The organism is Streptomyces sp. NPDC096079 (assembly GCF_040303145.1).
Taxonomy (GTDB): Bacteria; Actinomycetota; Actinomycetes; order Streptomycetales; family Streptomycetaceae; genus Streptomyces.
The window spans coordinates 1-22,963 of the sequence record NZ_JBEOST010000015.1 but is presented as its reverse complement, the minus strand read 5'-3'; the positions used below and the strand labels follow the sequence as shown (position 1 = coordinate 22,963).

At 71.5% G+C, this 22,963-nt stretch carries 20 protein-coding genes; 18 read left to right on the top strand and 2 right to left on the bottom strand.

Translation table 11 applies throughout. The features are described 5' to 3' along the window. Positions 1 to 19: 19 nt before the first annotated feature. Positions 20 to 718 carry an HD domain-containing protein gene (locus tag ABTY59_RS26395; protein WP_352021528.1) on the bottom strand — a complete coding sequence of 233 codons (699 nt, stop codon included), beginning with the start codon at positions 716 to 718 and terminating at the stop codon, positions 20 to 22. Positions 719 to 863: 145 nt separating this feature from the next. Here ABTY59_RS26395 and ABTY59_RS26390 point away from each other — a divergent pair, with 145 nt between their 5' ends. The 16 genes from ABTY59_RS26390 to ABTY59_RS26315 all read left to right on the top strand — a co-directional run bounded on the left by ABTY59_RS26390 (position 864) and on the right by ABTY59_RS26315 (position 21,018). After that, the gene (locus ABTY59_RS26390) at positions 864 to 2,300 is read left to right on the top strand and encodes an MFS transporter (RefSeq protein ID WP_352021527.1); all 1,437 of its coding nucleotides are present in this window, start codon (positions 864 to 866) and stop codon (positions 2,298 to 2,300) included. 82 nt (positions 2,301 to 2,382) lie between these two features. Then, positions 2,383 to 3,552, top strand: a complete 1,170-nt coding sequence (locus ABTY59_RS26385) for a trans-sulfuration enzyme family protein (protein ID WP_352021526.1) — start codon at positions 2,383 to 2,385, stop codon at positions 3,550 to 3,552. Between the two features lie 89 nt (positions 3,553 to 3,641). Continuing rightward, positions 3,642 to 4,181, top strand: coding sequence for a MaoC family dehydratase (locus ABTY59_RS26380; RefSeq protein ID WP_352021525.1), 540 nt, complete (start codon positions 3,642 to 3,644; stop codon positions 4,179 to 4,181). An 86-nt stretch (positions 4,182 to 4,267) separates the two neighbouring features. After that, on the top strand, positions 4,268 to 5,110 hold the full coding sequence (locus ABTY59_RS26375) for a class I SAM-dependent methyltransferase (RefSeq protein WP_352021524.1): 843 nt from the start codon (positions 4,268 to 4,270) through the stop codon (positions 5,108 to 5,110). Further along, positions 5,107 to 6,150, top strand: coding sequence for a methyltransferase domain-containing protein (locus ABTY59_RS26370; RefSeq protein WP_352021523.1), 1,044 nt, complete (start codon positions 5,107 to 5,109; stop codon positions 6,148 to 6,150). The genes ABTY59_RS26375 and ABTY59_RS26370 overlap by 4 nt, the downstream gene beginning before the upstream one ends. A gap of 24 nt (positions 6,151 to 6,174) precedes the next feature. Continuing rightward, positions 6,175 to 7,065 carry a diiron oxygenase gene (locus ABTY59_RS26365; protein ID WP_352021522.1) on the top strand — a complete coding sequence of 297 codons (891 nt, stop codon included), beginning with the start codon at positions 6,175 to 6,177 and terminating at the stop codon, positions 7,063 to 7,065. A 45-nt stretch (positions 7,066 to 7,110) separates the two neighbouring features. After that, positions 7,111 to 7,998 (top strand): class-II aminoacyl-tRNA synthetase family protein, encoded by an 888-nt coding sequence (locus ABTY59_RS26360; protein WP_352021521.1) that lies wholly within the window; start codon positions 7,111 to 7,113, stop codon positions 7,996 to 7,998. A gap of 1 nt (position 7,999) precedes the next feature. Continuing rightward, positions 8,000 to 8,446, top strand: a complete 447-nt coding sequence (acpS, locus tag ABTY59_RS26355) for a holo-ACP synthase (RefSeq protein WP_352021520.1) — start codon at positions 8,000 to 8,002, stop codon at positions 8,444 to 8,446. A 14-nt stretch (positions 8,447 to 8,460) separates the two neighbouring features. Then, positions 8,461 to 8,712 (top strand): phosphopantetheine-binding protein, encoded by a 252-nt coding sequence (locus ABTY59_RS26350; RefSeq protein WP_093874787.1) that lies wholly within the window; start codon positions 8,461 to 8,463, stop codon positions 8,710 to 8,712. Further along, positions 8,709 to 9,917 carry a methionine adenosyltransferase gene (metK, locus tag ABTY59_RS26345; protein WP_352021519.1) on the top strand — a complete coding sequence of 403 codons (1,209 nt, stop codon included), beginning with the start codon at positions 8,709 to 8,711 and terminating at the stop codon, positions 9,915 to 9,917. The genes ABTY59_RS26350 and metK overlap by 4 nt, the downstream gene beginning before the upstream one ends. A 3-nt stretch (positions 9,918 to 9,920) precedes the next feature. After that, complete coding sequence (locus tag ABTY59_RS26340; RefSeq protein ID WP_352021518.1) at positions 9,921 to 10,904, top strand: carbohydrate kinase family protein; 984 nt, start codon at positions 9,921 to 9,923, stop codon at positions 10,902 to 10,904. Beyond that, complete coding sequence (gene metH, locus ABTY59_RS26335) at positions 10,901 to 14,353, top strand: methionine synthase (RefSeq protein ID WP_352021517.1); 3,453 nt, start codon at positions 10,901 to 10,903, stop codon at positions 14,351 to 14,353. Before ABTY59_RS26340 ends, metH begins: the two co-directional genes overlap by 4 nt. Continuing rightward, complete coding sequence (gene metF, locus ABTY59_RS26330; protein ID WP_352021516.1) at positions 14,350 to 15,213, top strand: methylenetetrahydrofolate reductase [NAD(P)H]; 864 nt, start codon at positions 14,350 to 14,352, stop codon at positions 15,211 to 15,213. The genes metH and metF overlap by 4 nt, the downstream gene beginning before the upstream one ends. Further along, positions 15,206 to 16,600 (top strand): adenosylhomocysteinase, encoded by a 1,395-nt coding sequence (gene ahcY, locus ABTY59_RS26325; RefSeq protein WP_352021515.1) that lies wholly within the window; start codon positions 15,206 to 15,208, stop codon positions 16,598 to 16,600. Before metF ends, ahcY begins: the two co-directional genes overlap by 8 nt. 1 nt (position 16,601) lies before the next feature. Then, positions 16,602 to 17,267 (top strand): maleylpyruvate isomerase family mycothiol-dependent enzyme, encoded by a 666-nt coding sequence (locus ABTY59_RS26320; RefSeq protein WP_352021514.1) that lies wholly within the window; start codon positions 16,602 to 16,604, stop codon positions 17,265 to 17,267. 82 nt (positions 17,268 to 17,349) lie between these two features. After that, the gene (locus ABTY59_RS26315) at positions 17,350 to 21,018 is read left to right on the top strand and encodes a non-ribosomal peptide synthetase family protein (protein ID WP_352021513.1); all 3,669 of its coding nucleotides are present in this window, start codon (positions 17,350 to 17,352) and stop codon (positions 21,016 to 21,018) included. Here the strand turns inward: ABTY59_RS26315 and ABTY59_RS26310 are convergent. Then, positions 20,987 to 21,745, bottom strand: coding sequence for a GbsR/MarR family transcriptional regulator (locus ABTY59_RS26310; protein ID WP_352021512.1), 759 nt, complete (start codon positions 21,743 to 21,745; stop codon positions 20,987 to 20,989). The two genes, ABTY59_RS26315 and ABTY59_RS26310, sit on opposite strands and share 32 nt — an antisense overlap. Positions 21,746 to 21,986: 241 nt before the next feature. Here ABTY59_RS26310 and ABTY59_RS26305 point away from each other — a divergent pair, with 241 nt between their 5' ends. Both ABTY59_RS26305 and ABTY59_RS26300 read left to right on the top strand, forming a co-directional pair. Next, positions 21,987 to 22,652, top strand: a complete 666-nt coding sequence (locus ABTY59_RS26305; RefSeq protein WP_352021511.1) for a DUF4097 family beta strand repeat-containing protein — start codon at positions 21,987 to 21,989, stop codon at positions 22,650 to 22,652. Between the two features lie 36 nt (positions 22,653 to 22,688). Further along, positions 22,689 to 22,963 (top strand): ATP-binding cassette domain-containing protein (locus tag ABTY59_RS26300; RefSeq protein ID WP_352021510.1); only part of this gene is annotated, 275 nt, incomplete at its 3' end.

Below are 22,963 nucleotides of genomic sequence, written 5' to 3'. Positions count from 1 at the left end.
GCTTCGGCGGGGTGGACGCTCAGCCCTTGCCGGACATGTCGGTCAGTTCCGCGAGTTCCCGCTCCATGTTCTCCCGGGCCCTCTCCTCCCAGACGGCCGCTCCGTACGGGGTGCGGAAGAGGCGGGGGAGGTCGAGGAGGTGGCGGAGGACGGCGGCGCGGCCCGCGCGGAAGTCGGGTTCCGGGACGAAGGCGTACTCCTCGCGGACCGCCTCCGTATACCCCCGGTACGTATCGGAGGCGGTGGCGAGGATCGCCAGGTCGGCATCGCAGAGGGTCTCGCCGTTGAGGTCGCCCGTGGCGGGGTCGTGGCTGGTCGTGAGGCGGACCAGGCGGGCGACCTCGGCCACCTCGTGCGGGGTGAGGCCCGCTTCGGTGAGGGCCTTCTCGGCGAGGAGGGCCGAGCGTTCCTCGTTCTCGGAGCGGTCCGGGCGGTAGACGGCGTCGTGGAACCAGGCGGCGAGGCGTACGAGTTCCAGTTCGCCGCCCTCCCCGCCCTGGTCGGCGAGCTCGTCGATGCGGTCGAGGACCGCCCGGAGGTGGGTGACCGTGTGGTAGCGGCGCTGCGGTTCGGCCCAGCGGGACAGCAGGTTCCGGCCGTACGGGGCGGGGTCGGGGCCCTCGCGGCCGGCGCGGGCGGCGAGCAGCGTGGTGTTCCAGCGCCGGAGCAGCGTGGGGTCCTGGTCTGCGGTCGGCGCGGGGTCCTGGTCTGCGGTCATGGGGGCATTCTGCCCGCCCGGGGGTGCGGAAGGGGTGCTTCCCACGCGCCCTCCTCTCACCCTTACATACCCCCCATGGGTATGCTACGGTGCTCCGCACAGGTACCCCCTAGGGGTATGCAGCAGCGAGTGAAGGGTCAGGGCAATGTCAACCGTCAACCCCCGGCGCTGGTGGGCACTTGTCGTGCTCGCCGCCGCGCAGTTCATGGTCATCATGGACACCTCGATCATCGGCGTCGCGCTCCCCGAGATGCAGAAGGACCTGGGCTTCTCGCAGAGCGAGCTCCAGTGGATCTTCAACGCCTACGTGATCGTCTTCGGCGGACTGCTGCTCCTCGGCGGACGCCTCTCCGACCTCGTCGGCGCCCGGAAGATCTTCGTCACCGGCTGGGCGGTCATGATCGCCGGTTCGGTCGTGGCGGCCGCCGCGCAGACCGCCTGGGTCGAGATCGCCGGCCGTGCCGTCCAGGGCGTCGGCGGCGCGCTCATCGCGCCCTCCGCCATGACCCTGCTCATGATGCTGTTCATGCACGACCCGAAGGAGCTCGGCAAGGCGATGGCGCTCTACGGCGCCGCGGCCCCCGCCGGCGGTACCGCGGGCGTCTTCCTCGGCGGCGTCTTCACCGAGTGGATGAGCTGGCAGTGGGTGTTCATCATCTACATCCCGATCGGGCTCGCGACCCTCGCCGCGACCAAGCTCCTGCCGAACGTCGAGTCCCGCCGCGGCTCCGTCGACGTCCTCGGCGCCGTCGCCGTCACCGCCGGTCTCGCGCTCGCCGTCTTCGCCGTCGTCCGCGCCCCCGAGGTCGGCTGGGGGGCCACCGCCACCGTCCTGGAGCTGGCCGGCGCGGCCGTCCTGCTCGTCCTGTTCTTCGTGATCCAGAAGAGCGTCCGCGAGCCCCTGATGCCGCTCAGCGTCTGGCGCGTCCCGCGCCTCGGCTCGGCGAACCTGGCGATGACGCTGCTCGGCGCGGCCTGGATCCCGATGTGGTACTTCCTCAACCTGTACCTCCAGCAGGTCCTGGGCTTCGGCGCCTTCGAGTCCGGTGCCGCGCTGCTCCCGATGACCGTCCTCCTCATGATCTTCATGACCGCCATCACGGCCCGGCTCATGATGAGGTTCGGCGCCAAGCCGCTCATCGCCGGCGGTCTGCTGGTGCTCGCCGCCGGTCTGGTCTGGCTCGCGGCCGTCCCGCCCACCGGCTCCTTCCTGGTCGACGTCCTGCCGGCCTCGCTCGTCGCCGCCCTGGGCATGTCCCTCGCCTACATCCCGGCGATGATCGCGGCCATGTCGGGCGCCCCGCAGGAGCAGGCCGGCCTCGCCTCCGGCATCGTCAACACCACCTACAACGTCGGCTCCGCGCTCGGTCTCGCCGCCCTGACGGCCGTCGCCATGTCCCAGGGCGCCGACCAGCTCGGCAACCTCCCGAAGCTGACCGACGGCTTCTCGGCCGCCTTCATCGGCGCCGCGATCGTCGCGGCCGTCGGCGGTGTCGTCACGCTCCTCGTCATGAAGGGCGACAAGGCGGTCGCGGCCGAGGCCGCCGCCCCCGCGCCGCAGGGCGAGAAGGTCTCCGCCTGACCTCCGCCCCGAAGGGGCCGCCCGATGTCCGAGCCCGGACGTCGGGCGGCCCCTTTTCCGCATCCGGAAAGGACAGAACGCCGTGGAACTGAACACCCGTGCCGTGCACGTCTCCAACCAGCGCTTCCCCGAAGGGAGCTGGCCGCTCTCCGTACCGCTCGTGCAGTCCTCCGCCTTCGCCTTCGAGTCCGCCGCCGAGCTCGCCGACGCGATGGCGGGACCCGACGGGCGGTACGTCTACAGCCGCCGCGGCAACCCGACCGTGCGCGCCCTCGAACAGACCCTGGCGGGCCTGGAGAAGGGCGAGGGGGCCCTCGCCTTCGCCTCCGGCATGGGGGCGATCAGCGGCGTGCTCCTCGCCCTGCTGCGGCCCGGCGACCGGGTGGTCGCGCAGCGATGCCTGTACGGCGGGACGCACGCCGTCCTGTCGGACCTGGCCGAGCGGTACGGCATCGAGGTCGTACGGATATCCGGCGACGACCCGGCCGAACTGGAGGCGGCCGCGGTCCACCCCGCCACCCGGCTCCTCGTCCTGGAGACCATCGCCAACCCCACGGGCCAGGTCCCCGACCTCCCCGGCCTGCTCGCCGCCGCCCGTGCCCTCGGGGTCACGAGCCTGGTCGACAACTCGCTCGCCTCGCCCGTGCTGTGCCGGCCCCTGGAGCTGGGCGCCGACATCGTCGTCCACTCCACCACCAAGTACCTCTCCGGGCACTCGGACGTCCTCGGCGGGGCCGCCGTCTTCGCGGACGAGGCGCTGCGCCGCCGGGTGTGGCCCCGCACGGTCGAACTCGGTGCCTGCGCCGACCCGTTCGCGGCCTGGCTCACCCTGCGCGGGATCCCCACGCTGCCCCTGCGGATGCGCGAGCACTGCGCCAACGCCGCCGCCCTGGCCGAGCTGCTCGCCGCCCGCGCCGACGTGCGGGCCGTGCACTACCCGTGGCGCCCGGACCATCCCTCGTACGGCATCGCGCGGAAGGTCCTGGCGGGCGGCGGCGGGCTGCTCTCGTTCCGGCTGGCCGGGGGCCGGGAGGCGGGCCGGGCGTTCATCGAGCGCGTACGGCTGGCGAAGCTCGCGCTCTCGCTCGGCGGCGTGGAGACGCTCGTCGCGCACCCGGCCTCCACCTCCCACCGCGAGCTGGACGAGGAGGAGTTGACGGCCGCGGGCATCGCTCCCGGGCTGGTGCGGATGTCCGTCGGCATCGAGGACGTCGAGGACCTCTGGTCCGACGTCGAACAGGCCCTCGCGTGAGCCTTCTTTTGGGTTGACAAAATAAAGGAGTAATTCGTAGATTTGGAGGTGCCAGGGAAAGACCACTCCTAGGTCAAGGGGGGCGCGCGATGCGCTACTTCGAGGACTTCCGGCCCGGCGACGTCCACGAGCTGGGCACCGTCACCGTCACGGCGGAGGAGGTGCTGGAGTTCGGCAGGCGCTTCGACCCGCAGCCCTTCCACACGGACCCCGAGCGCGCGAAGGACTCCCCGTTCGGCGGTCTGATCGCGAGCGGGTTCCACACCCAGGCGCTGTTCATGCGGCGCTACGTCGACGGACTGCTCGCCTACAGCGCCTGTACGGGCTCGCCCGGCATCGACGAGGTCCGCTATCTGCGGCCCGTCCGCCCGGGTGACGTCCTCACCGCCCGCGTCGAGATCCTCGGTTCCACCCCGTCGCCGTTCAACCCCGCCACCGGCACCGTCAAGCCGCGGTGCACGCTCGTGGCCCCCGACGGGACGGCCGTGTTCAGCATGATCCTGCACAGCATCTTCCGCCGGCGCCCCGCCGACGCCGAGGCCGGCCATCTGTCGTCGATGCCCGCGGCCGAGGACCCCGTCGCCTGCGCGCGACCGGCCAAGAGCTGTGTCCCGGTCATGAGCGCCTGACGAACCGTTCTTCGTCGGGCCCCTGAGCACGGCCGTCCGTGTCACCCCCCCCCGCATCCCGTATCCCGAGTGAAGGGAGACCTCCTGTGGAGGCCGTATCCCGCACCGCCCAGTGGACCGCCGCCGCGCGCGCCCTGGAGACCGAGCGCGAGGACCGGCTGTTCGCCGATCCCTACGCGCGCACCGTCGCCGACGAGATCGGCTTCGAACTGCTCGCGCGCTACGACGGCGGCGGCATCGTGCCGTTCCTCGCCATCCGCACCACCTACCTCGACCGGGCCGTCGTGAAGGCGGTGGAGGAGCGCGGCATCCGTCAGGTCGTCTTCCTCGCCGCCGGCATGGACACCCGCTTCTTCCGGCTGCCCTGGCCCGACGGCGTCACCGTCTACGAGCTCGACCGCCCGGCCCTCCTGGAGGCCAAGGCCGAGATGCTCAAGGACGAGCCGCAGCCCGCGGGACGCACCCGGATCACCGTGCCCGTCGACCTCACCCAGGACTGGACCGGCCCCCTGAAGGAGGCCGGCTGGAAGAGCGAGGAGCCCGTCCTGTGGGTGGTCGAGGGCCTGCTGTTCTTCCTGCCCGAGCAGGCCGTACGGACCCTGATCTCGACGCTCTCCGCGCACGCGGCGCCCGGCTCCGTGCTGCTCGGCGACGTCATCTCGAAGTCCGCCCTGGAGAACCCGCTGGCCCGCACCTTCATGAGCGCGCTCAAGGAGGACGGCAACCCGTGGCTCTTCGGCACCGAGGAGCCCGAGGCGCTGCTCGCCGACTGCGGCTGGGCCGTACGGGAGGTCAGGCAGCCCGGTGAGGAGGGCGCCGCCTTCGACCGCTGGCCCTACCCGGTGCCGGCCCGCTCGGTGCCGCGCGTCCCCCGCTCCTTCCTGTTCACCTGTGACCTGCCGACGTACGAGGAGGAGACGGCCGGATGAGCGCCCACGACTTCCACCAGAGGGTCATCACCGACGCCGGCGCCGCCGTCCGCGGTCTCACCGTCGCGCTCGGCGAGCGCCTCGGCCTCTACCGTGCGCTGGCCGCCGACGGCCCGCTGACCGCCGGACAGCTCGCCGAGCGGACCGGCACGGACGAGCGGTACGTCGAGGAGTGGCTGCACGCGCAGCTCTCCGCCGGGTACGTCGAGCGGCACCCCAGCTCCCTCACGTACACGCTCCCCGCCGACCACGTCGAGGTCCTCGCCGACCCCAAGGCCGTCACGTACGCCGCCGGGTTCTTCACCGCCCTCAAGGCGCTGTACGCCACCGAGGACCTGCTCGTCGACGCGTACCGCACCGGCGACGGCGTCGGCTGGGCCGAGCACGACGCGGCCCTCGACACCGGCATGGGCTCCTTCTTCCAGCCCACGTACGAGCACAAGCTCGTGCCGGACTGGCTGCCGTCGCTCCACCAGGTCACGGACAAGCTGGCGGACGGCGGCACCGTCGCGGACGTCGGCTGCGGCGTCGGCCACACCACCCTCCTCATCGCCGAGGCCTTCCCGAACGCCACCGTCCACGGCTTCGACTACTCCGAGGAGGCCATCTCGATCGCGCGGGAGCTCGCCGAGGAGGCCGGTCTCTCCGATCGCGTCGTCTTCGAGGTCGCCTCCGCCGACGACTACCCCGGCTCCGGCTACGACCTGGTGTGCTTCTTCAACGCCCTGCACGACATGGGCGACCCGGTCGCCGCCGCCCAGCACGTCCACAAGTCCCTCGACGCGGACGGCACCTGGATGCTCGTCGAGTCCAACGTCTCCCCGCAGGACATCGACACCCAGACCCCCGCGGCCCGCATGTTCATGGCCCTGTCCGCCGTGATGTGCCTGCCGGTCGCGGTCGCCCAGCGCGGCCCGCACGCCCTCGGCAACCACTCGGGCGAGAAGGCCTTCCGGGCCATCGCCGAGGAGGCCGGCTTCACCCGCTGGCGGCGTGCCACCGAGACCCCGGTCAACGCGGTCTACGAAGTGCGCCCGTAACCCCGACTCCGAAGGAGCGAGATCATGGGCGTTGCCGCCCTGCCCGTCACCGACCGCTTCATGGAAGTCCTCGCACGCCTCAGCGAGCGTTCCGTCGAGGACTACTACAACCCGTACCAGACCTTCCAGTGGCCCGAGACGCTGGAGGAGGACCGCCTCTGGATGACGCCGGAGCTGCTCACCGTCTACGGCACCGAGCACTACGACACCCTCGGCGAGGAAACGCTTCAGCGCCTGTCGAAGTGGGAGTCCGTCAACTTCTACAGCCTCAATGTGCACGGCATCCGCGAGCTCCTCATCGAGGTCGTCGGCCGCATCCACATGCCCGGCTTCGAGGTCCCCTCGGACTTCTTCCACCACTTCATCGGCGAGGAGAACGAACACATGTGGTTCTTCTCCGAGTTCTGCCGGCGCTACGGCCACAAGATCTACGGCTCCACCGCCATGCGCGCCGACGCCGCCTGGGAGCCCGAGGTCGAGAACTTCCTCGTCTTCACCCGCATCCTCTTCTTCGAGGAGCTCGTCGACCACTACAACTCCCGGATGGCGAAGGACACCTCCCTCTGCCACACCATCCGCGAGGTCAACCGCATCCACCACCAGGACGAGTCCCGCCACATCGCCTTCGGGCGCGAGCTGGTCTCCCTGCTGTACCAGCGGATGTGCCAGGCCGTGAGCGCCGAGCGGGTCCGCGAGGTCGAGGCGTACCTCAAGCGCTACGTCGTCTACAGCATCAACTCGCTGTACAACCCGCACGTGTACAAGGACGCCGGCATCGCCGACCCGCTCGGCCTGCGCAACGCCCTGATCGCCGACGGCTCCCGCCGCGCCCACGAGCGCAAGGCGATCCGCAAGCCGCTCGGCTTCTTCCTGAAGACCGGGATCTTCGCGGACGACACCCTGCCCGTCCTCTGAGCGACCCCCTCACCCGAGAGCCCTCACCTGAGAGGTGCACCGACCATGACCTTGACGACCCCCGAGACCGTCGGGGAGACCAGGGGCCTGCCCACCCTCGGCCCGGAGGCGACCCGCCTGCTCCGGCTCCTCGACGACACCTTCGAGGGCTGGGGGGTGGCCGCGGGCGCCCGCCCCATGACCATGCCCCCGCTCCTCCCGGCCGCCGACCTGGCCAGGCTCGACTACTACGACAACTTCCCCCACCAGGCCGTCGTCGCGGCCCCGCTCGACCTGGAGCGCCGCGCGACCACGCCCTTCTCCGCCGACACCGGCTGCTTCCCGAGCGAGGCGCTCGAACCCGCCGCGCTCGGCCTGCCCTCGGCGTCCTGCTACGCCGTCTACCTGACCCACCAGGGCACCCGGGTCGCCGACGACACCCTCGTCACGATCTGCTCCTGGTGCTTCCGCAAGGAGACCCACTACGAGGGCATGCGGCGCCAGCTCGGCTTCCGCATGCGGGAGATCGTCGCCCTCGGCGGCCGTGAGCACGCGGAGAACCACCTCGCCGAGTTCACCACCCGCATCCAGTCCTTCGCGAAGGCGCTCGACCTGCCGCTGAGCCGGGAGGCCGCCTGCGACCCCTTCTTCGACAAGGGCAGCTCCAAGGCGGTCCTCCAGCGCCTCACCCCGGTGAAGCACGAGTTCCTGTACGAGGACCTGGCGATCGCCTCGGTCAACACGCACCGGAACTTCTTCGGCGAGCGCTGCGACATCACCCTGGAGTCGACCGGCGGCCCCGCCTTCACCAGCTGCGTCGCCTTCGGCCTGGAGCGGTGGCTGTCGGCGCTCACCCGCCGCCACGGCGGCTGGGAGGCCGCCACCCGGGCGGTGCTCGACGTCACCCGCGGGGCGTCGGCCGGTGCGAGCGGCGCGGCCGGGCCGGTGATCTGACGTGCCGGCCCGTCCCGCCGCCCCGCCGGCGGGCGGCCTGGGGTGGGCGAACCTCGGCATGGACATCGTGTCCGTCAACCGTGTCCGCAGGCTCCTCGCCCAGTACGGGGAGCGTTTCTTCGAGCGGATGCTCACTCCCGGCGAGCTCGCCGACTGCCGTACCTCCTCCGGGCTCGACGTACTGAGCCTGTGCGGGCGGATCGCGGCCAAGGAAGCGGCGTTCAAGACCTTACGGGTCCGCGGCAGGTTCCTGCCCTGGCCGGACATCGTCGTGCGGCGCTCCGAGGGCGGCTGGCCGCTCGTGGAGCTGCACCGGACGGCCGCCGAGATGGCGGCGGAGTCCGGCATCACCGAGATCACCGTGTCCATCAGCCACGACGTGGACTACGCGGTCGCGGTCGCCGCGCCGATCATCGCCCCCACCCCCTACGTATCCAGCAGCAGCTAACAAGGAGAGCAACCATGGCCGACGGCCTGCAGACGGTGAAGAACTGGATCCTGGAGCGTCACCCCGAGCGCGACGACATCGCGTCCGACCTGGACCTGATCGAGAACCGCCTCATCGACTCGCTGTCCTTCGTCGAGTTCGTCTTCCTCCTGGAGCAGGAGAGCGGCACCGCCATCCAGATGGAGACCCTGGAGGTCGACTCCATCCGCACCCTCGGCGCCATCGAGCAGCACTTCTTCAAGACCCCGGCGGAGGCCCAGGCATGAGCCGCCGCCTGTTCACCTCGGAGTCCGTCACCGAGGGGCACCCCGACAAGATCGCCGACCGGATCAGCGACACGATCCTCGACGCCCTGCTCGCCGAGGACCCGCACTCCCGGGTCGCCGTGGAGACGCTGATCACCACCGGTCAGGTCCACATCGCCGGCGAGGTCACCACCTCCGCGTACGCGCCGATAGCCCAGCTGGTGCGCGACGCCGTCCTCGACATCGGCTACGACTCCTCCGCGAAGGGCTTCGACGGCGCCTCCTGCGGCGTCTCGGTGTCCATCGGCGCCCAGTCGCCGGACATCGCGCAGGGCGTCGACACCGCGCACGAGGCCCGTGTGGACGGCGTGGACGACGAGCTGGCGGCCCAGGGCGCCGGCGACCAGGGCCTGATGTTCGGGTACGCCTGCGACGACACCGCCGAGCTGATGCCGCTGCCGATCGCGCTCGCCCACCGCCTGTCGCGGCGGCTCACCGAGGTCCGCAAGGACGGCACCGTGCCGTACCTGCGGCCGGACGGCAAGACGCAGGTCACCATCGAGTACGACGGGGACCGCCCGGTCCGCCTCGACACCGTCGTCGTCTCCTCGCAGCACGCGGCCGACATCTCCGTCGACGGCCTGCTCACCCCGGACGTCCGCGAGTACGTCGTGGAGCACGTCCTGAAGCAGCTCGTCGAGGAGGGCGTCAGCCTGGAGTCCGACGGCTACCGGCTCCTGGTCAACCCGACCGGGCGCTTCGAGGTCGGCGGCCCGATGGGCGACGCCGGACTCACCGGCCGGAAGATCATCATCGACACGTATGGCGGGATGGCCCGGCACGGCGGCGGAGCCTTCTCCGGCAAGGACCCGTCGAAGGTCGACCGCTCGGCGGCGTACGCCATGCGCTGGGTCGCGAAGAACGTCGTCGCGGCCGGGCTCGCCCGCCGCTGCGAGGTGCAGGTCGCGTACGCGATCGGCAAGGCGGAGCCGGTCGGCCTCTTCGTGGAGACCTTCGGCACCGGCACCCTGCCGGACGAGCGGATCCAGCAGGCCGTGAGCGAGGTCTTCGACCTGCGGCCGGCGGCGATCATCCGCGACCTGGACCTCAAGCGGCCGGTCTACGCGGCGACCGCGGCGTACGGCCACTTCGGCCGCGAGCTCCCCGAGTTCACCTGGGAGCGCACGGACCGGGTGGAGGCCCTGAAGAAGGCAGCGGGGGTCTGACCCATGCGCATCGCTGTCACGGGATCCATCGCGACCGACCATCTGATGACCTTCCCCGGCCGGTTCAGCGAGCAGCTCATCGCCGACCGGCTCGACCGGGTCTCCCTGTCGTTCCTCGCCGACAACCTTGAGGTCAGGCGCGGCGGAGTGGCAGCGAACATCGCCTTCGGACTCGGCGTCCTCGGCCTGCGGCCCGTCCTCGTCGGCGCTGTCGGCGCGGACTTCGAGCCGTACCGGGTCTGGCTCAAGGACCACGGGGTGGACACCGACTCGGTGCGCGTCAGCGCGTCGCTCCACACCGCCCGCTTCGTCTGTACCACCGACCGGGACCAGAACCAGATCGCCACCTTCTACGCGGGGGCGATGGCCGAGGCGCGGGAGATCGACCTCCGCGAGGTCGCCGCGCGCACCGGCCGCCTGGAACTGGTCCTGGTCTCCCCGGACGACCCCCAGGCCATGCTCCGGCACACCCGCACCTGCCGTGACCTGGGGATCCCCTTCGCCGCCGATCCGTCGCAGCAGCTGGCGCGGCTCGACGGGGCCGAGGTGCGGGAGCTGGTGGACGGGGCCCGGTTCCTGTTCACCAACGAGTACGAGACGGCCCTCCTCCTGGAGAAGTCCGGCTGGACGGATGCGGAGGTGCTGGGCCGCGTCGGCACCTGGATCACCACCCACGGCGAGGCCGGCGTCCGCGTCCGCGGCGCGGGCCGCGACCCGCTGGCCGTGCCCGCCGTGGAGGTCCCCGCCGTCGTCGACCCGACCGGCGTCGGCGACGCCTTCCGGTCCGGGTTCCTCGCCGGGACGCTGTGGGGCGTGCCCGAGAGGTGCGCGGCGCAGCTGGGCTGCGCGCTCGCGGCGGCCGTCCTCGACTCGGTGGGGACGCAGGAGTACCGGCCGGACCGGGACTCCCTCCTGGACCGGATCAGGACGACGTACGGGGTGGGCTGCACGGCCGCCCTCGTCACCCGTCTGAGGGGACTGACATGAGGCCGTCGCTACGGGAGGAGTTCACGCGGAGGGTCGTCGTCGCCGACGGCGCCATGGGCACCATGCTCCAGGCCGCCGACCCGTCGATGGACGACTTCCGGAACCTGGAGGGCTGCAACGAGATCCTCAACCTCACGCGTCCCGACATCGTCGCCTCCGTCCACGACGCCTACTTCTCGGTGGGCGTGGACTGCGTCGAGACCAACACCTTCGGGGCGAACCTGGCCGCGCTCGCCGAGTACGGCATCGAGAACCAGGTGTACGAGCTGTCCGAGGCCGGCGCCAGGATCGCCCGCGCCTCCGCCGACGCCCACACGGCCCTCGACGGCCGCCCCCGCTGGGTCCTCGGCTCCATGGGCCCCGGCACGAAACTGCCGACCCTCGGCCACGTCACGTACGAGCCCCTGCGCGAGGCCTTCCGGCAGAACGCGGAGGGCCTGATCCGGGGCGGCGCCGACGCCCTGCTCATCGAGACCTCGCAGGACCTGCTCCAGACGAAGGCGGCCGTCATCGGCGCCCGCCGGGCCCTGGACTGGGTCGGCGTGGACCTGCCGGTCATCGTGCAGGTCACGGTGGAGACGACCGGCACGATGCTGCTCGGCTCCGAGATCGGCGCGGCCCTGACGGCCCTGGAGCCGCTCGGCGTCGACATGATCGGCCTGAACTGCGCGACGGGGCCGGTCGAGATGGCCGAGCACCTGCGGCACCTGTCCCGGCACGCCCGGATCCCGATCTCGGTCATGCCGAACGCGGGCCTGCCCGTCCTCACCAAGGACGGCGCGCACTACCCGCTGTCGCCGTCCGAACTCGCCGACGCACAGGAGCAGTTCGTCCGGGAGTACGGTCCCGCGCTGGTCGGCGGCTGCTGCGGCACGACCCCGGAGCACCTGCGGGAGATCGTGGAGCGCGTCCGGGGCGCGGCCGTCCTCCAACGGCAGCCGGTGGCGGAGCCGGGCGCTTCCTCCCTGTACAGCCACGTGCCGTTCCGGCAGGACACCGCGTACCTGGCGATCGGCGAGCGGACCAACGCCAACGGCTCGAAGAAGTTCCGCGAGGCCATGCTCGAAGGCCGCTGGGACGACTGCGTCGAGATGGCCCGCGACCAGATCCGCGAGGGCGCGCACCTGCTCGACCTGTGCGTGGACTACGTGGGCCGGGACGGCGTCGCCGACATGGCGGAGCTGGCGGGCCGGTTCGCGACCGCCTCCACCCTGCCGATCGTCCTGGACTCCACCGAGGTCGGGGTGCTCCGCGCCGGCCTGGAGAAGCTGGGCGGCCGGGCCGTCGTCAACTCCGTCAACTACGAGGACGGCGACGGACCCGAGTCACGCTTCGCGCAGGTCACGGCCCTCGCGAAGGAGCACGGCGCGGCGCTGATGGCGCTGACCATCGACGAGGAGGGCCAGGCGCGGACGGCCGGGGCGAAGGTCGCGATCGCCGAACGGCTCATCGCGGACCTCACCGGCAACTGGGGGATCAGGGAGTCGGACATCCTCATCGACACCCTGACCTTCACGATCTGCACCGGCCAGGAGGAGTCCCGGAAGGACGGCATCGCGACGATCGAGGCGATCCGCGAGCTGAAGCGCCGCCACCCGGACGTCCAGACGACCCTGGGCCTGTCCAACATCTCCTTCGGCCTCAACCCGGCCGCCCGGATCGTCCTCAACTCGGTCTTCCTCGACGAGTGCGTGAAGGCCGGCCTGGACTCGGCGATCGTGCACGCCTCGAAGATCCTGCCGATCGCCCGCCTGGAACCGGAGCAGGTCGAGGTCGCCCTCGACCTCATCCACGACCGGCGCCGGGAGGGCTACGACCCGCTGCAACGCCTGCTGGAACTGTTCGAGGGAGCGACGGCGAAGTCCCTGAAGGCGGGGAAGGCGGAGGAACTCCTCGCCCTCCCGCTGGACGAGCGCCTCAAGCGGCGGATCGTCGACGGGGAGAAGAACGGCCTGGAGGCCGACCTCGACACGGCGCTCGGCGAGCGCCCGGCCCTGGAGATCGTCAACGACGTGCTGCTCGACGGCATGAAGACGGTCGGCGAGCTGTTCGGCTCCGGTCAGATGCAGCTGCCGTTCGTGCTCCAGTCCGCCGAGGTCATGAAGACCGCGGTGGCCCACCTGGAGCCGCACATGGAGAAGTCGGACGCCGAGGGCAAGGGCACGATCGTCCTCGCCACCGTCCGGGGCGACGTCCACGACATCGGCAAGAACCTCGTCGACATCATCCTGTCCAACAACGGCTACAACGTCGTCAACATCGGCATCAAGCAGCCGGTCTCCGCGATCCTCGAAGCCGCCGAGGAGCACGACGCCGACGTCATCGGGATGTCCGGCCTCCTCGTGAAGTCCACCGTGATCATGAAGGAGAACCTGGAGGAGCTGAACGGCCGGGGGCTCGCCTCCCGCTTCCCCGTCATCCTCGGCGGCGCCGCCCTGACCAGGGCGTACGTCGAGCAGGACCTCCACGAGATCTACCAGGGCGAGGTCCGCTACGCCCGCGACGCCTTCGAGGGCCTGCGCCTCATGGACGCCCTGATGGGCGTCAAGCGCGGCGTCCCCGGAGCCGCACTGCCCCCGCTCAAGCAGCGCCGGGTGGCACGGCGGCAACAGGCCGTGGAGGTGCGCGAGCCCGAGCCCGCCGGCCGCTCCGACGTCGCCGCCGACAACCCCGTACCCGAGCCCCCCTTCCTCGGGACGAGGGTCACCACCGGCATCCCGCTCGCCGCGTACGCCCCCTGGCTCGACGAGACCGCCCTCTTCAAGGGCCAGTGGGGACTGAAGGACGCCTCGACCATCGAGACGGAGGGCCGCCCGCGGCTGCGCGCGCTGCTCGACCGGATCGAACGCGAGGGCCTCGTCGAAGCAGCCGTCGTCCACGGCTGGTTCCCCTGTGTGTCCAAGGGCGACGACCTGATCGTCCTGGACGAGGACGGAGGCGAGCGGACCCGCTTCTCCTTCCCCCGCCAGCAGCGGGGCCGCCGCCTCTGCCTGGCCGACTTCCACCGTGCCGAGGACTCCGGTGAAGTGGACGCGGTCGCCCTCCAGGTCGTCACCGTCGGCTCCCGGATCGGCGAGGAGACGGCCCGGCTCTTCGCCGCCGACGCCTACCGCGACTACCTCGAACTCCACGGCCTCTCCGTCCAGCTCGCGGAGGCCCTCGCCGAGTACTGGCACGCCAGGGTCCGCGAGGACTGGGGCATCGGCGGCGCCGACCCCGCCGGTCTCGACGGCATGCTGCGCACCGAGTACCAGGGCTGCCGCTACTCCCTCGGCTATCCGGCCTGCCCCGACCTGGAGGACCGCGCGAAGATCGCGGACCTGCTGCGCCCGGAGCGGATCGGCGTCCACCTCTCCGAGGAGTTCCAGCTGCACCCCGAGCAGTCCACCGACGCGATCGTCGTCCACCACCCCGAGGCGAGCTACTTCAACGCGGGAGGCCGCAGGTGAGCCCCACGTACTCCTTCGAGTTCTTCCCGCCGAAGACCGACAAGGGCGAGCAGACGCTCTGGGACGCGATCCGCCGCGTGGAGGCGCTCGGGCCGGACTTCGTCTCCGTGACGTACGGGGCGGGCGGCTCGTCCCGCGACCGGACCGTCGACGTGACGAAGCGGATCGTGACGGAGACGACGCTGCGGCCGGTCGCGCACCTCACGGCCGTCGGACACTCCGTCGCCGAACTGCGCGCCATCATCGGCGCCTACGCGGACGTCGGCGTCCGGGACGTCCTCGTCCTGCGCGGCGACCCGCCGGGCGATCCCCGGGGGGCGTGGACCCCGCATCCGGACGGCTTCCGGCACGCGTACGAACTCGTCGAACTGGTCCGCTCGCTAGGTGAGTTCAGGATCGGTGTGGCGGCCTTCCCGGAAGGTCATCCCCGCTCGGAGAGCGCCGCCGCCGACCTCGCGCACTTCGTCGCCAAGTGCCGGGCGGGCGCCGACTACGCCATCACGCAGATGTTCTTCGACCCCGAGGACTACCTGCGGCTGCGCGACCGGGTCGCCGCCGCCGGCTGCGACACCCCGATCATCCCGGAGATCATGCCGGCCACCGACGTGCGCCAGATCCGGCGCTTCGCCGAGCTGTCCGACGCGGCCTTCCCCGAGGACCTGGCGCACCGCCTGGAGGCGGCCAAGGACGACCCGGCGGCCTCCTACCGGATCGGCGTCGAGCACGCGACCGCGATGGGCCTGCGGCTGCTCGACGAGGGTGCGCCGGGCCTGCACTACATCACGCTCAACAAGTCGACGGCGGCTCTGGAAATCCACCGGACCGTCCTCAGCGCAAGGAGAGTTGCCGCACATGTCTGAGTTCACCGACTTCAAGGTCGCCGACCTCTCGCTGGCCGCCTTCGGCCGCAAGGAGATCACCCTGGCCGAGCACGAGATGCCGGGCCTGATGGCGATCCGCCGCGAGTACGCCGAGACCCGGCCGCTCACCGGCGCCCGGATCACCGGCTCCCTGCACATGACGGTGCAGACCGCCGTCCTCATCGAGACGCTGGTCGCCCTCGGCGCCGAGGTCCGCTGGGTGTCCTGCAACATCTACTCCACCCAGGACCACGCGGCCGCCGCGGTCGCCGCCGCCGGGATCCCCGTCTTCGCCTGGAAGGGCGAGACCCTGGAGGAGTACTGGTGGTGCACCGAGCAGGCCCTGACCTGGCCGGACGCCGACGGACCCAACATGATCCTGGACGACGGCGGTGACGCGACGCTCCTCGTCCACAAGGGTGTGGAGTACCAGAAGACGGGCGTGCTGCCGGAGGCGTCCAACGAGGAGCTGGCCGTCGTCCGCGCCCTCCTGGAGACCACGGCCCTGGACTGGTCGGCGATCGCCGGGGGCATCCGAGGTGTCACGGAGGAGACGACGACGGGCGTCCACCGCCTGTACGAGATGCACCGCGAGGGCGCGCTCCTCTTCCCGGCGATCAACGTGAACGACGCCGTGACGAAGTCGAAGTTCGACAACAAGTACGGCTGCCGGCACTCCCTCATCGACGGCATCAACCGCGCCACCGACGTCCTCATCGGCGGCAAGACGGCCGTCGTCTGCGGCTACGGCGACGTCGGCAAGGGCTCGGCGGAGTCGCTGCGCGGCCAGGGCGCCCGCGTCATCGTCACCGAGATCGACCCGATCTGCGCGCTCCAGGCCGTGATGGACGGCTACCAGGTCGCCACCCTGGAGGACGTGGTGGAGACGGCCGACCTCTTCATCACCACCACCGGCAACAAGGACATCATCATGGCGTCCGACATCGCCCGCATGAAGCACCAGGCGATCGTCGGGAACATCGGCCACTTCGACAACGAGATCGACATGGCCGGCCTCGCGCGGATCCCCGGGATCGTCAAGGACGAGGTGAAGCCGCAGGTCCACACGTGGACGTTCGAGGACGGCAAGGTCGTCATCGTGCTGTCCGAGGGCCGCCTGCTGAACCTCGGCAACGCGACCGGGCACCCCTCCTTCGTGATGTCGAACTCCTTCGCGGACCAGACCCTGGCCCAGATCGAGCTCTTCACGAAGACGGCGGAGTACCCGGTGGGCGTGTACACCCTCCCCAAGCACCTGGACGAGAAGGTCGCCCGCCTCCACCTCGACGCCCTCGGCGTCCGCCTGACGACCCTCCGCCCCGAGCAGGCCGCCTACATCGGCGTCGAGGTCGAGGGCCCCTTCAAGCCGGACCACTACCGCTACTGAGATGTGTACCGACGACACCCGTGACCCCTGGCTCCCGGACCGTCTCCTCCGCACGGAGCGGGACCTGCTGATGCCGCTCCTGCGGCGCACACCGGAGGAGGCGTACGAGCTCCGCACCGCGTGCCCCGGCTGGACCGCACGGCAGGTCCTCGCCCACTGCGGCGCGGCGCTCGTCCGGATCGTCGAGGACCGCCTGGAGGAAGGCGTCTTCCTGCCCGAGGCCAACGCCTGCGACGTCGCCGAACGCGAGGACTGGCCCATCGGCCGGATCCTCGACGAACTCGAACGCGGTCTCACCGAGGCCGGCCCCGTCATCGCGTCCCGCGAGGACGGCCGGCTCGACGCGGTGGCCCTGGGCGAGTGGGTCCACGCCGGGGACGTACGGGAGGCCTTCGGGGAGCCCGGCGCGTACTGCGGCGCGGCGCTCGACCTGGCCCTCCCGCTCCTCTCGGTGACCAGCCGCCGCCGGGAGACCCCGCGCCTCATCGGGGAGCTGTCCGGCCGGGACGGCCCGGTGGCCCTCGGCAACCCGGTCGAGGGCCGTCCGGCCGCGCGCTTCCACGGCGACGCGGCGACGCTGATCCGGATCTACGCGGGACGGCCCCTGGTCCGGACGCGCTACGAACTGACGGGCGCGACGGAACACGAACTCCTCATCTACCGCTGACCCGAGCCCTGCGGTGCTGCCCACGACGGCGGGGCGCAGGCCCGCGACCGGGCGCGGTCTCACCGACCCGAAGGGACCCCCCATGGCCACGCTCGACCGCCTGCTCCGCGCGTGCGCGGACACACACCCCCACACCCCGGCCGTCGTCTTCGGCGACGAGTCGCTCACCTTCCGGGAGCTGTACGACACCGCCGCCGCCCTCGGCGCACGCCTGCGCGAGCTCGGTGTCCGGCCCGACGACCGGGTCGGGGTGTTCGTCGAGCCGTCGCTCGGCCTGATGACCGGGGTCTGGGGCGTCGTGCTCTCCGGCGGGGCGTACGTGCCGCTCTCCCCGGAGTACCCCGAGGAGCGTCTCCGCTACATGATCGAGGACAGCGGGTCCCGGGTCGTCGTGACCCAGGACCGCTTCCGGGACCGGGTGACGGCCCTCGCCCCGCCGGGTACGACCGTCGTCGTCCCCGGGGAGGGGGAGCCGGCCGGGACCGGGCCGGGCGCGCCCGCCGGCCACCACCTCGCCTATGTCATCTACACCTCCGGCTCCACGGGGAAGCCGAAGGGCGTGATGGTCGAGCACCGTTCGATCGTCTCCCAGATGCGCTGGATGGCGGCGGAGCACCGCCTCGGCCCGGGGGCCGTCGTCGTCCAGAAGACCCCGATGAGCTTCGACGCGGCGCAGTGGGAGATCCTCGCCCCGGCGGTCGGGGCCAGGGTGGCCGTCGGCCCGCCGGGGGTCTACCGGGACCCCGAGGGCCTGATCGACACGGTCCGCGCGCACGGCGCGACGATGCTCCAGGGCGTGCCGACCCTCCTGCAGGCGCTGGTCGACACCGAGCGGCTCGGCACCTGCGCCAGCCTCCAGCGGGTGTACTCGGGCGGCGAGATCCTCTCCAGGAACCTCGCGGTGCAGCTCCTCGCCGAGCTCCCGGCGGCCGAGCTGGTCAACCTCTACGGTCCGACGGAGTGCACCATCAACGCCTCCTCGCACACGGTGGACCGCGCGACGGTCGCCGAAGGCCCGGCGGCGATACCGATCGGCAGACCGGCGTACGACACGACGTTCCACATACGCGACGGCGAGCTGTGCGTCGGCGGGGTCCAGGTGGCGCGGGGGTACCTGGACCGTCCCGAGCTGACCGCCGAGCGGTTCGTCACGAGCGGGACCGGCGAGCGGCTGTACCGCACGGGGGACCTCGCCGAGGTCGACGCCGACGGCACGGTCCGGTTCGCCGGCCGGGCGGACAACCAGATCAAGCTGCGCGGCTTCCGGGTGGAGCTGGACGAGATCGCGCTGGCGATCGAGGACCACGACTGGGTGAAGAACGCGGCGGTCATCGTCAAGGACGAGCCCCGCACCGGCTTCCAGAACCTCGTCGCGTGTGTGGAGCTGTCGCCGAAGGAGGCGGCCCTGATGGACCAGGGCAACCACGGCGCCCACCACCAGTCGAAGGAGTCGAAGCTCCAGGTGAAGGCCCAACTGTCGAACGCCGGCACCCGCGAGGACGCCGAGCTCGCGGGCTGCCCGGTGGTGGAGCTGCCGGGCGCGACGCCGACCGCGCGGATGCGCCGTACGGTCTTCGCCCGCAAGACGTACCGCTTCTACGAGGGCGGCGAGGTCACCCGCGCCGATGTCCTCGCGGCGCTGGCCCGCCGCCCGGAGGGCGTCGGATCCCGGCGGGTCGGCAGTCTCACGGTGGCGGACCTCGGTGAACTCCTCCGCTGGTTCGGCCGGTTCACGAGCGAGGAGCGGCTCCTCCCGAAGTACGGGTACGCCTCACCGGGCGCGCTGTACGCGACGCAGCTGTCCGTGGAGGCGCGCGGGATCGCGGGGCTCGAACCGGGCGCGTACTACTACCACCCGGTCCGGCACCGCCTGTACCGGACGGCGCCGCTCCCGGCCGGGGGCGAGGCGCTGCTGCGGTTCCGCTTCCCGGGGAAGCGGGCCGCGATCGAGCCGGTCTACCGGAACAACATCCAGGAGGTCCTGGAGATCGAGACGGGTCACATGGTGGGCCTCTTCGAGGAGGTCCTGCCGGGGTACGGCCTCGACATCAGGGCGTGCGGGGACGGGGCGTGGGAGGTCGTCCCGTACGACGAGGGGGCCCGGCCCGACCCCGAGGTGGACGTCTACGTCCAGGCCCACGGGGACGGCGTCCGGGACCTTCCGCAGGCCCAGTACCTCTACGCGGACGGCCGCCTGACCCCGGTCTCGTCCGGCCTCGTGGAGCGGAGGCACGTCATCGCGATCAACCAGGCGGTGTACGAGCGGGCCTCGCTCGGCGTCACCGTCGTGAGCCGGACGGCGGACGCGGACCGCGCCTACGTCGATCTCGGCCGGACGCTCCAGCGCCTCCAGCTCGGGGGCCACGGGCTCGGGTTCATGTCCTCCGGTTACAGCTCGAAGAGCGGTCACCCGCTCCCCGCCGCGCGCCGCGTGGACGAGGTCCTGGCGGCGGCGGGGCGGGCCACCGGGCCCTCGTACTTCTCCGTCGGCGGCCGGGTGAGCGAGGAGCAGAGGCTGAGCGAGGGGATGCACGAGGACACGGTCCACATGAAGGGCCCGGCGGAGATGATCCGCGACGACCTCGCGCGGCACCTGCCGGACTACATGCTCCCGAACCGGGTGGTGGTCCTCGACCGGCTGCCGCTGTCGGCGAACGGCAAGGTCGACGCGAAGGCCCTCGCCGATCTGGCCGTGGTCAACGCGGGTCTGCACGGCCGTCCGCACGTGCCGCCCCGTACGCGCACGGAGGGCAGGCTCGCGGAGGTCTGGGCGGCGGCCCTCAAGTACGAGGACGTCGAGGCGGTCTCGGTCCTGGACGACTTCTTCGAGTCCGGTGGCAACTCGCTGATCGCGGTCGCGCTGGTCACCCGGATCAACCGGGAGTTCGACGCCTCGCTGCCGCTCCAGGTCCTCTTCGAGCGTCCGACGATCGAGAAGCTCGCCCACCGGCTGGACGGCGCCGCCGCCACCCCGGCCTCGCGTCTCGTACGGCTCCACGCGGCGGGCGCGCGGTCGCCCGTGTTCTGCTGGCCGGGGCTCGGCGGGTACACCATGAACCTGCGGCACCTGGCCGAGGAGATCGGCATCGACCGGCCCTTCTACGGGGTGCAGGCGCACGGGATCAACCGGGGTGAGGAGCCGTACGCCACGATCCGGGAGACGGCCGCGGCCGACGTGGCCGCGATCCGCCGCCGGCAGCCCACCGGCCCGTACACGCTGTGGGGTTACTCCTTCGGCGCCCGCGTCGCCTTCGAGTCGGCGCACCTCCTGGAGGCGGCGGGGGAGCAGGTGGAGAACCTCTTCCTGATCGCACCCGGTTCCCCGAGGGTCCGGTCCTCGGAGACGGGCGGGGCGACGTACGGCAATCCGGGGTTCGTGACGATCCTGTACTCGGTCTTCGCGGGCGCGATCGACCCGGGCGTACGGGCCCCGGACCGGCGCAGCTTCGTGGCGCGCGTGGCGGCGGACTTCCCGGCCCTGGACCCGGACCTGATCGGCCGGATCGTCGCGATCGTCGAGGAGACCTTCGAGTTCACGTACACCTTCCGCGAGCTGACGGAGCGGCAGGTGAGCTGCCCGGTGACGCTCTTCAAGGCGGCGGGCGACGACTACTCGTTCCTGGAGGGCGCCACGGGCTGGTCCACCCGGCCGCCGACGGTCGTGGAGCTCGACGCGGACCATTACGGCCTGCTCCGCCGGCCGGATCTGGCGGAGCTCGTCAAGAAGATCCGCTACCGCCTGGGGCTGTAGGGGTCTCCTCCGTGACCGGAGGCTTGGTGTGGAGGACGGCCCGGGCCTGTTCGGCGGCCCGGGACGTCGTCTCGGAGACGAAGTCGAGGAAGCGGGCGACGTTCTCCAGGCGGTGGCCGGCCGGGGTGTCGGAACCGAGGACGCCGACGCCCTGCCGCGCGGTGTCCACGATCTGCGCGATGGCCCGGGCGGAGGCCATCATCGACTGGTACCAGACGTCGTCGTCGACGGTGTAGCGCTCGCGGCGGCGGTCGTCGCGCTCCCGGCGGATGAGGTCCTGGCTGTCGAGGAACGCGACGGCCTTGGAGATGGACGCCGGACTGACCTGGAGGCGGTCGGCGAGTTCGGACGCGGTGAGGCTGCCCGAGTCCGCGAGGGTGAGACAGGCCATGACGCGGGCCATCATCTTGGGCATGCCCGAGGCCATCATGACGGTGGTGAACGTCTCCTCGAAGGCGCGCACGGCCTCGGGGTCACGCCCGTGGGCCTGGGGGACGCCGGCCGTTCCCCGGGGAGCGGCCGGCTTCCGGCGGTGGGCGCGGTGCTCGGTGGCGCGGTGGGCGAGGTCGGCGCGGTAGGCGGTGGGGCCGCCGTTGCGCATGACCTCCCGGGTGATGGTGGAGGTCGGGCGGTCGAGGCGTCGGGCGATCTCCGCGTAGGCGAGTCCATCGGCCAACCCCGTGGCGATCTGCTGGCGTTCGGGCTGGGTGAGCCTGCCTCCGGGCATCGCGGTCTCCTTCGTCGTCTGGTGCCGCCAGCATAGCGTTCACCACCAATCCATTGCAACGAAGGGGTGGAGTGTTGTTGCGTTAGGTTCAGAACCATTGCAATGAAATCCTGTAACTGACCTGCGAATACATGGTTTTCACGCAATGACATGCTTGCTGGAACCTCGAACGCAACGTAGCTTTTCCTTCATCGGAAACAGCGAGGCGAACAACCGCCCGCTACGAAGAAGGAGAAGCACCATGCAGAAGTTCGACACCGCCGCCGCCATCGTCACCACCCTCGCCGTCCCCGCCGGACGCATCCGGATCGTCGCCGCCGACCGCGCCGACACCACCGTCGACATCCGGCCCGCGGACGCCTCCAAGAGCCGCGACGTGAAGACGGCCGAGCGGACCGAAGTCGCCTACGCCGACGGCGTCCTGCGCATCGAGGTCCCCAAGACGAAGAACGGCGTCCTCGGCGACACCGGCTCCATCGAGGTGACCGTCCAGCTCCCCGCCGGCTCCCGCGTCGAGGCCTCGGCCGCCGCCGCCGAACTGACCACCGCCGGACGCCTCGGCGACGTCACCTTCGAGGGCGCCTACCGGCGGATCACGATCGACGAGGCCGCGAGCCTGCGCCTCACCGCCACCGACGGAGACGTCGAGGTCGGCCGGCTGACCGGCTCCGCGGAGATCACCACCGCCCGCGGCGACATCCGCGTCGCCGAAGCCGTCCGCGGCACCCTCACCCTGACCACGCAGAAGGGCGACATCGTGGTCGCCGCCGCGACCGGCGTCTCCGCCACCCTCGACGCCGGCACCGCCTACGGCCGCGTCGTCAACTCCCTCAAGAACGACGGCACTCCCGGCCTGGCCGTCCACGCCACCACCGCGTACGGCGACATCGCCGCCCGCAGCCTGTAACCCGCCCCGCACCGCAGCCCTTCAGGAGAACGCACCATGACCACCCCGGCCATCGCAGCGAGCGGGCTGCGCAAGTCCTACGGCGACAAGACCGTCCTGGACGGCATCGACCTGACCGTCCCGGAGGGCTCCGTCTTCGCCCTGCTGGGCCCGAACGGCGCGGGCAAGACCACCGCCGTGAAGATCCTGTCCACGCTGATCACCGCCGACGGCGGCCGGGTCACGGTGGCGGGCCACCCGCTCGCCACCGCCCCGCAGGCCGTGCGCGCCGCGATCGGTGTCACGGGGCAGTTCTCCGCCGTCGACGGTCT

What these genes read in the sequence shown, in the direction of transcription:
- ABTY59_RS26360 (WP_352021521.1), top strand. Translation starts at nt 7,111, where the DNA reads ATGACCTTGACGACCCCCGAGACCGTCGGGGAGACCAGGGGCCTGCCC.
- ABTY59_RS26365 (WP_352021522.1), top strand. Translation starts at nt 6,175, where the DNA reads ATGGGCGTTGCCGCCCTGCCCGTCACCGACCGCTTCATGGAAGTCCTC.
- ABTY59_RS26305 (WP_352021511.1), top strand. Translation starts at nt 21,987, where the DNA reads ATGCAGAAGTTCGACACCGCCGCCGCCATCGTCACCACCCTCGCCGTC.
- ABTY59_RS26340 (WP_352021518.1), top strand. Translation starts at nt 9,921, where the DNA reads ATGCGCATCGCTGTCACGGGATCCATCGCGACCGACCATCTGATGACC.
- ABTY59_RS26395 (WP_352021528.1), bottom strand. Translation starts at nt 718, where the DNA reads ATGACCGCAGACCAGGACCCCGCGCCGACCGCAGACCAGGACCCCACG.
- ABTY59_RS26380 (WP_352021525.1), top strand. Translation starts at nt 3,642, where the DNA reads ATGCGCTACTTCGAGGACTTCCGGCCCGGCGACGTCCACGAGCTGGGC.
- ABTY59_RS26390 (WP_352021527.1), top strand. Translation starts at nt 864, where the DNA reads ATGTCAACCGTCAACCCCCGGCGCTGGTGGGCACTTGTCGTGCTCGCC.
- metK (WP_352021519.1), top strand. Translation starts at nt 8,709, where the DNA reads ATGAGCCGCCGCCTGTTCACCTCGGAGTCCGTCACCGAGGGGCACCCC.
- ABTY59_RS26350 (WP_093874787.1), top strand. Translation starts at nt 8,461, where the DNA reads ATGGCCGACGGCCTGCAGACGGTGAAGAACTGGATCCTGGAGCGTCAC.
- ABTY59_RS26370 (WP_352021523.1), top strand. Translation starts at nt 5,107, where the DNA reads ATGAGCGCCCACGACTTCCACCAGAGGGTCATCACCGACGCCGGCGCC.
- ahcY (WP_352021515.1), top strand. Translation starts at nt 15,206, where the DNA reads ATGTCTGAGTTCACCGACTTCAAGGTCGCCGACCTCTCGCTGGCCGCC.
- ABTY59_RS26320 (WP_352021514.1), top strand. Translation starts at nt 16,602, where the DNA reads ATGTGTACCGACGACACCCGTGACCCCTGGCTCCCGGACCGTCTCCTC.
- ABTY59_RS26315 (WP_352021513.1), top strand. Translation starts at nt 17,350, where the DNA reads ATGGCCACGCTCGACCGCCTGCTCCGCGCGTGCGCGGACACACACCCC.
- metH (WP_352021517.1), top strand. Translation starts at nt 10,901, where the DNA reads ATGAGGCCGTCGCTACGGGAGGAGTTCACGCGGAGGGTCGTCGTCGCC.
- ABTY59_RS26310 (WP_352021512.1), bottom strand. Translation starts at nt 21,745, where the DNA reads ATGCCCGGAGGCAGGCTCACCCAGCCCGAACGCCAGCAGATCGCCACG.